Raw genomic sequence first — 5,495 nt, 5'->3', positions numbered from 1 at the left:
GCTTTACCATTCAGTTCGGAGACCGCATCTCCGTCAATTGAAGTCCGAACCGTTTACACAAAAATTCGGACACGCCCAAGAAAAAATTACTTTCTTTGTCTTTTTGAGGATTTTTCTTATCTCTGATGCCTCTGCTTAGCTGCGAAGCAATTGTTCGCGGTCTGAGCTGTCGGTCATCAAGATCCCTTGGGAATCAAGAAAGCCCGCCAGGTCTGGAACCTTGCGGGCTTTTTGTTGAGGTGAGAGGTGCTTAGCTATTACAGAAAGACTTGTCTCTGCGATCTGAGCGCATCGCGGTCGATGCTGGCGGCGAGCAACTCCATGTCGGATTTGCTGACCCCCAGCGCAGTAAAGTGCGCGGCCCAGCGATCGACGGCGGCGGCCATCTGCCGTATCAGTTCGATGGCGCGGGGCATTTTGATGCCGTACTCGTTGATCTGGGTGAGTGCGTTTTCCAGGCTGGATTCGGAGCCTGCGGTACCCACGACGAGTGCCTGATAGCCAAGGTTTTGCAGGCTGGGCACCACGTCATAGGCGGGCGTGAGGTCGTAGTAGCCGTCTGCCAGATTGAGGCTGATGCTGTGGTTGCGCTCGTGGTCGTCGGTGTTGTCCATGAGGATGTTGAAGACCATGCGCTGGAACAGCTCCTCGCGCATGGCGTTCTGCCGGTCCGGGTGGCCCAGGCGCAGCAGGATGGTGGCCAGATTGCTGTAACTTTGCTCCAGCCCCGCAGCGCGCAGGGCGGTGTGGGCGGACTGGCAGTGCACGCGGTAGGGGCCCAGGCGGTCGAAGCGCTCGATGGTGAGTGCGTGCCGCGCCTTGCCGTAGCGTGGCGGCAGTGGCAGCACGGCGGTGTCGGCCACATACATGCCGGCCTGTGCGGCCAGCGTCATGGTGGCGTGCTCGATAAGCGGGGTGTCCACGGGGTCGTCGAGCTCGCTGAACTTGATGACGCAGGGGCCGTTATCCGTCTGCAGCAATGCCTTGGGCCGCGCGCCGCCGAGGGTGACACCGGGCTGGATAAGGCGCTGTATCTCTGCGGTGATCGGGGCCTGGGTCTGCACGTCTTCTACCGCGGCGGCGAGCTGGGCCAGATCCTTCAACTGCGGATAGGGCCCAAGGTAGCGGGGAATGTACTGCTCTGCCGAGGTCGACACTCCCAGCGCGCCAAAGCGGTCGTCACCCGCGAAGAGCAGCATTTCCAGAATGGACAGGCGGGCAGGCCGGTCGATGTGGCGAATGATGCGCTCGCCCCAGCGGTCGGGGCGGGCGTCGTCAATTGCGCCGGGGGCCGTGTTCCTATCGCCAGTGCTGAAGATCTGCCCCTGGACGATGGGCATGTCCTCGCTGAGCGCAAAGTTCCACCAGTCCTGTGTGTAGGTAAAAGTGGCGCAGTCTGCCACCAGCTGCGAGAGGCTGAGCTCGCCCACCAGTGTGGGCGCCGCAGGGTTGACCATGGCCCACACATAGAGCTGGTCTTGCGGCACGTAGGAGCGTGGCGAGACGGTCTGGGTCATTTCTTTTTAGGGTCTGTTTTGGCCACGAGGGCGGCCAGGCCTTCCGAATTCTTGTTGGCAGCTTTAAGCATCTGCCCAGTCGGTGAGTTGTGAAATGCCATCACCGCCTTGAGGCCGGGCGACATGGCTTTTTCTATCTGAGCGCTTGGGAGCTTTGATATTGCTTCCCTAATTCGCCCCCCGGGCATGTTTCGGATGGCCGAGCCAAGCTGAAAGGCCGGCGTTTGCTGCAGTTTCTCCAGTGCATGTTCGGTGGTGGCGCGGGTGGGTGCAAGGACCTCAGACGGGGCTGAGGGTGCTGCAGCTATCGCTCGCGGAGAGGCCGCCGGCTTGCGTTTGGTTCGTATCTTGGCCACTTCCTTCTCCAGCGCCGCATGGTCGTTCTGCGGCGCGATCAGGTCGGCCAGGCCGCCGGCCTGATTGATCAGCCACATGCACATCACATACGAGGCCATGGCGACGGACGGGTCGCCACGCTCTATACGCGCCATGGTGGGCTGCGATATGCCCAGCTTCTTGGCCCACTGCGCCTGCGACTCGCCGCGCCGTTTGCGGGCGATGACAATGTTCTGCGCAAGCAGCTCGATCTGCTGGAGTACGGCTTGCGGGTAGTCTGTGGGCGATGTGTTCTGGCGTGGCATGCATAGATATTAGTGTTTTGGCAAAAACATGCAAATCTATGAATTATTTTTGTCTCTAAAGCATTGCTTGCATGCGACAGCAGGTGACTTCATTGTTGTCTGCGTGCTTGTTTGATACATAGATGTATTTAAATATCTATTTTTAATTCATCTATGAATAATTTTGTGCTTTCTACATATGAATTTGTGAGCACGTTGCGCTTGCTCTAACTGGATTTAAAAGCAGTTTGCTGCCAATAGCTTTGCCGGGTTGGCGGTAGCTGCTTTGCTTTTCATAGCGCGTGGCAGGCGGCTGCGCTGGCGGTCGCGGTGCTGCAGCTCATGCAGCACGGTGTCTATCGGATGCATCGGCAGGAGATCCTCAAGCCCAGGTGGCCCGGCGCGGCAAAGCCATGGTCAAGCCATTGCCAGCGACGTTGGCATGTGCCGCAAGACGCCAGTACTACTGATGCAATGAACTGCTGGCGCAATGAACTACTGAGCCCAGAGGCTCTTCAATGATTCATTCCTTGTTGAGGTAACTTTTCTGCAGCAAATACATGCGCAACACGCTTCGATATTGGCCGTTGGCAAAGAATTCATCGACCAGTTCACCTTCCGGCTGAAAGCCAAGCTTCGTATAGACGTGGATAGCCTTGGCATTCTCCTTGTCCACATGCAAAAAGATCTTGTGCAGATTGAGAACCTTGAAGCCATAGTCAAGCGCCAGACGAGTAGCACGAGTGGCAATCCCCTTGCCCTGCTGATCAGGAGCAACAATGATCTGGAACTCCGCTCGACGGTGTACCAGGTCGATTTCCACCAACTCAACCAACCCCCCACGGGCCCCTTCATGCTCGACTACAAAGCGACGTTCAGTTTGGTCGTGAACGTGTGAGTCGTAGAGGCTGGTCAGTTCATCAAAGGTCGCATAAGGCTCTTCAAACCAGTACCGCATGATGCTGGCGTTGTTATCCAGGTGGTGCACAAAGCGCAAATCGTCGCGCTCCAACGGTCTTAGCTGAATGGATGTCGTCATGGATTCTTTCGTTCAATGGTTGGAGAGGCCGCTTGAAGCGACCATGTTGCCAATGATCAATCAATTTTTTGTTTGAGAAAAGTTCAGATCAATCAGTAAAATTGATTTATGGAATGGACACTAGAACGTTTGAGCCAATTTGTCGCCGTGGCGGACTGTGGCTCGATGACCCAGGCCGCTCGGCGCCAGGGCCGAACTCAATCTTCGGTGAGCATGGCCATGGGACTGCTGGAGGCGGACCTCGGGCTGGAGTTGTTTCATCGTGTAGGCCGGTCGGTGCGACTCACGCAGGCTGGCGAAGTCATCTTGCTGGAGGCACGGGCCTTGCTCAATCAGGCCCAGGCGCTAGACCTGCGCGCGCGCAAGCTGTCGCATGGCCAGACAGCCAAGCTTTGCGTGGCTATCGACGAAGCCTTGCCCTATCCGCCGATTGCCAGGCTGCTGCAGGAGTTGGCGCACCAGTTCCCGGCTTTGGAGTTGACCCTGCTCAATGGCACGGCGGCAGAAGTCGCACGCCAGGTGCAATCAGGTCGAGCTGAGCTTGCCTTCCAGTTTGACCGAGGCCCGGCAGGCGCTCAGTTTGCTCAAACTTATGTGGCTGGCGTACCTCAGATGGTGTTCGTATCGCGCGACCACGAGCTGGCCAAGTGCAATGGAATCAAGCGCGAGGACCTGGCCTCTCACCGGCAGTTGGTGATGCACATCGAGGGTGTTGAAGACCTCGTGATCAGTCCGAGCATCTGGCGCTCGGAGAGCTTCTACGTGCTTGCCGACATGCTGGCCGACGGCATAGGCTGGGGAATTCTGCCGCGCAATATCGCGCAAGCACCCGATATTGAGCCCCGCATCGTGGCACTGGACTGCGCGGAACTGCAGCTTCCGCCGTTAGCCGTGCGTATGCTCAATTTGCAAGGTGCAGAGCTGGGCGCTACGGCCTTGTGGATCGAGCAACGGCTGGCAACGCTGCTGCGTTCGAGCTAACAAGGAGGCTTCAGCGCCTGGGAAGATGAAGCCATGAAGAGGTCGAACAAGCTCTCCCCCGAGGTTCGAGAGCGCGCGGTGAGGCTGGTGCAGGAGCAACGTGGGGGAGGGCCCATCACTGTGGGCAAGCATCGGATTCATCGCTTCCGGGATTGACTGCGTGTCGCAGACCTTGAACGAATGGGTCAAGCGTGCCGAGGTCGATGCCTGCGTACGCGAAGGCACAGCGACCGGCGAGCTTCAGCGCATGAAGGAACTGGAGCGCGGGTCAAGGAACTGCGCCGGCCCAGCGAGATATTGAAGCTGGCCAGCGCGTTTTTCGCCCAGGTGGAGCTCGGCCGCCGGCTCAAGCCCTGAGGATGAGGGACTTCAAATCTTGGAGCCGGTAGCCTACAAGTAGCTCATGATGAATATCAGCTCTGTATTTGCGGTTCCAGGCTTGTATCCAGGCTCGTTTGTTAATCGGTAATAGTTCGCCTTCAGCGGGATCTGAAAACTACCGCCCTGGCGGGAGTCGTAGCCTGTAAATGTATGGGGAGTATCCAAAGCAAGAGGTACGTCATTGCCGTCTCTGATTTGAAGCCCGACTCCAATGGCGCCTGATCCATTATTAAGCCCGACGATTCCCTGACTGGCGTCAATGACCTTTGTCAACGCAACAAAGGTGTAATTGACCTTGCCCATTCCAGGTGGGCATCGGTTTAGATTCAGGTTGAAGGAGACCGGTATGGTACGGGTACCTGGTCCATCAAAATCGGACGAAATATAGTCATCCCCCATGGGAACGTTCACGTCCGGACTCTCGCAGGAGCCTGCGATAAATTTTATGGGTCGAGCCAGTCTAAATGTGACGAGGATATCGGGTCCAAGCTTTAGGGTTCCGATCTCGCCTGCTTTAATCTGGCCGCTGGGCTCAAATGCCGAAGTCTTGAGAAGTTCCAGTGTCATGTGCCTGGACAGTATCCATTGACCGACCTTCTGCGCCATCGGAGGAGGTATGAAGCTCCCGTTTTGCGCCTTTATTCGAAACGACAGTCCGGGTGTGCCGGTAGGAAAGTAAGGCGAATCTACTGGAGTCGGTCCTCGTGCAGGAGCGGCGAGTATCCCAAACAGACTTGCATTGGTGTAGCAGTTGAAGTGGATGTCTCTAGCGAGTGACTTGATGTCAGTAAAGACCAGAGTCTCATCCGGTACATCACGAGGCACCATGAGCTCTCCCGGGCCATCGAACGTCAACGTTTGGAGCCCCCCCTCAGTCACATCACACATCGCCTCTGCCTGAGACGAAATTCCCATCAAGGCCACCACCACCAGCCAGCACAACATTATTCGGCGCAT

At 57.2% G+C, this 5,495-nt stretch carries 5 protein-coding genes and 1 pseudogene; 2 read left to right on the top strand and 4 right to left on the bottom strand.

Annotation, left to right across the window (positions count from 1 at the left end; translation table 11 throughout):
* Positions 1 to 257 precede the first annotated feature (257 nt).
* From ACWGXF_RS22585 to speG, 3 genes are all read right to left on the bottom strand, one after another.
* On the bottom strand, positions 258 to 1,517 hold the full coding sequence (locus tag ACWGXF_RS22585; RefSeq protein ID WP_452102520.1) for a type II toxin-antitoxin system HipA family toxin: 1,260 nt from the start codon (positions 1,515 to 1,517) through the stop codon (positions 258 to 260).
* The gene (locus ACWGXF_RS22580) at positions 1,514 to 2,158 is read right to left on the bottom strand and encodes a helix-turn-helix transcriptional regulator (protein ID WP_452102519.1); all 645 of its coding nucleotides are present in this window, start codon (positions 2,156 to 2,158) and stop codon (positions 1,514 to 1,516) included. The genes ACWGXF_RS22585 and ACWGXF_RS22580 overlap by 4 nt, the downstream gene beginning before the upstream one ends.
* 502 nt (positions 2,159 to 2,660) lie before the next feature.
* Complete coding sequence (speG, locus tag ACWGXF_RS22575) at positions 2,661 to 3,176, bottom strand: spermidine N1-acetyltransferase (RefSeq protein ID WP_034354104.1); 516 nt, start codon at positions 3,174 to 3,176, stop codon at positions 2,661 to 2,663.
* 108 nt (positions 3,177 to 3,284) lie between these two features.
* Here speG and ACWGXF_RS22570 point away from each other — a divergent pair, with 108 nt between their 5' ends.
* Positions 3,285 to 4,157, top strand: a complete 873-nt coding sequence (locus ACWGXF_RS22570) for a LysR family transcriptional regulator (protein WP_034354101.1) — start codon at positions 3,285 to 3,287, stop codon at positions 4,155 to 4,157.
* 33 nt (positions 4,158 to 4,190) lie between these two features.
* Positions 4,191 to 4,516 (top strand): annotated as a pseudogene (locus ACWGXF_RS22565) (transposase); the annotation flags it as partial.
* Positions 4,517 to 4,547: 31 nt separating this feature from the next.
* On the opposite strand, the gene ACWGXF_RS22560 reads toward ACWGXF_RS22565, so the two are convergent.
* The coding region (locus ACWGXF_RS22560; RefSeq protein ID WP_452102518.1) for a fimbrial protein at positions 4,548 to 5,495 on the bottom strand (948 nt) is incomplete at its 5' end.

Source organism: Comamonas sp. HJ-2, assembly GCF_053615495.1.
The sequence above is the reverse complement of the archived record's forward strand: the minus strand, read 5'-3'. Positions and strand labels throughout refer to the sequence as shown.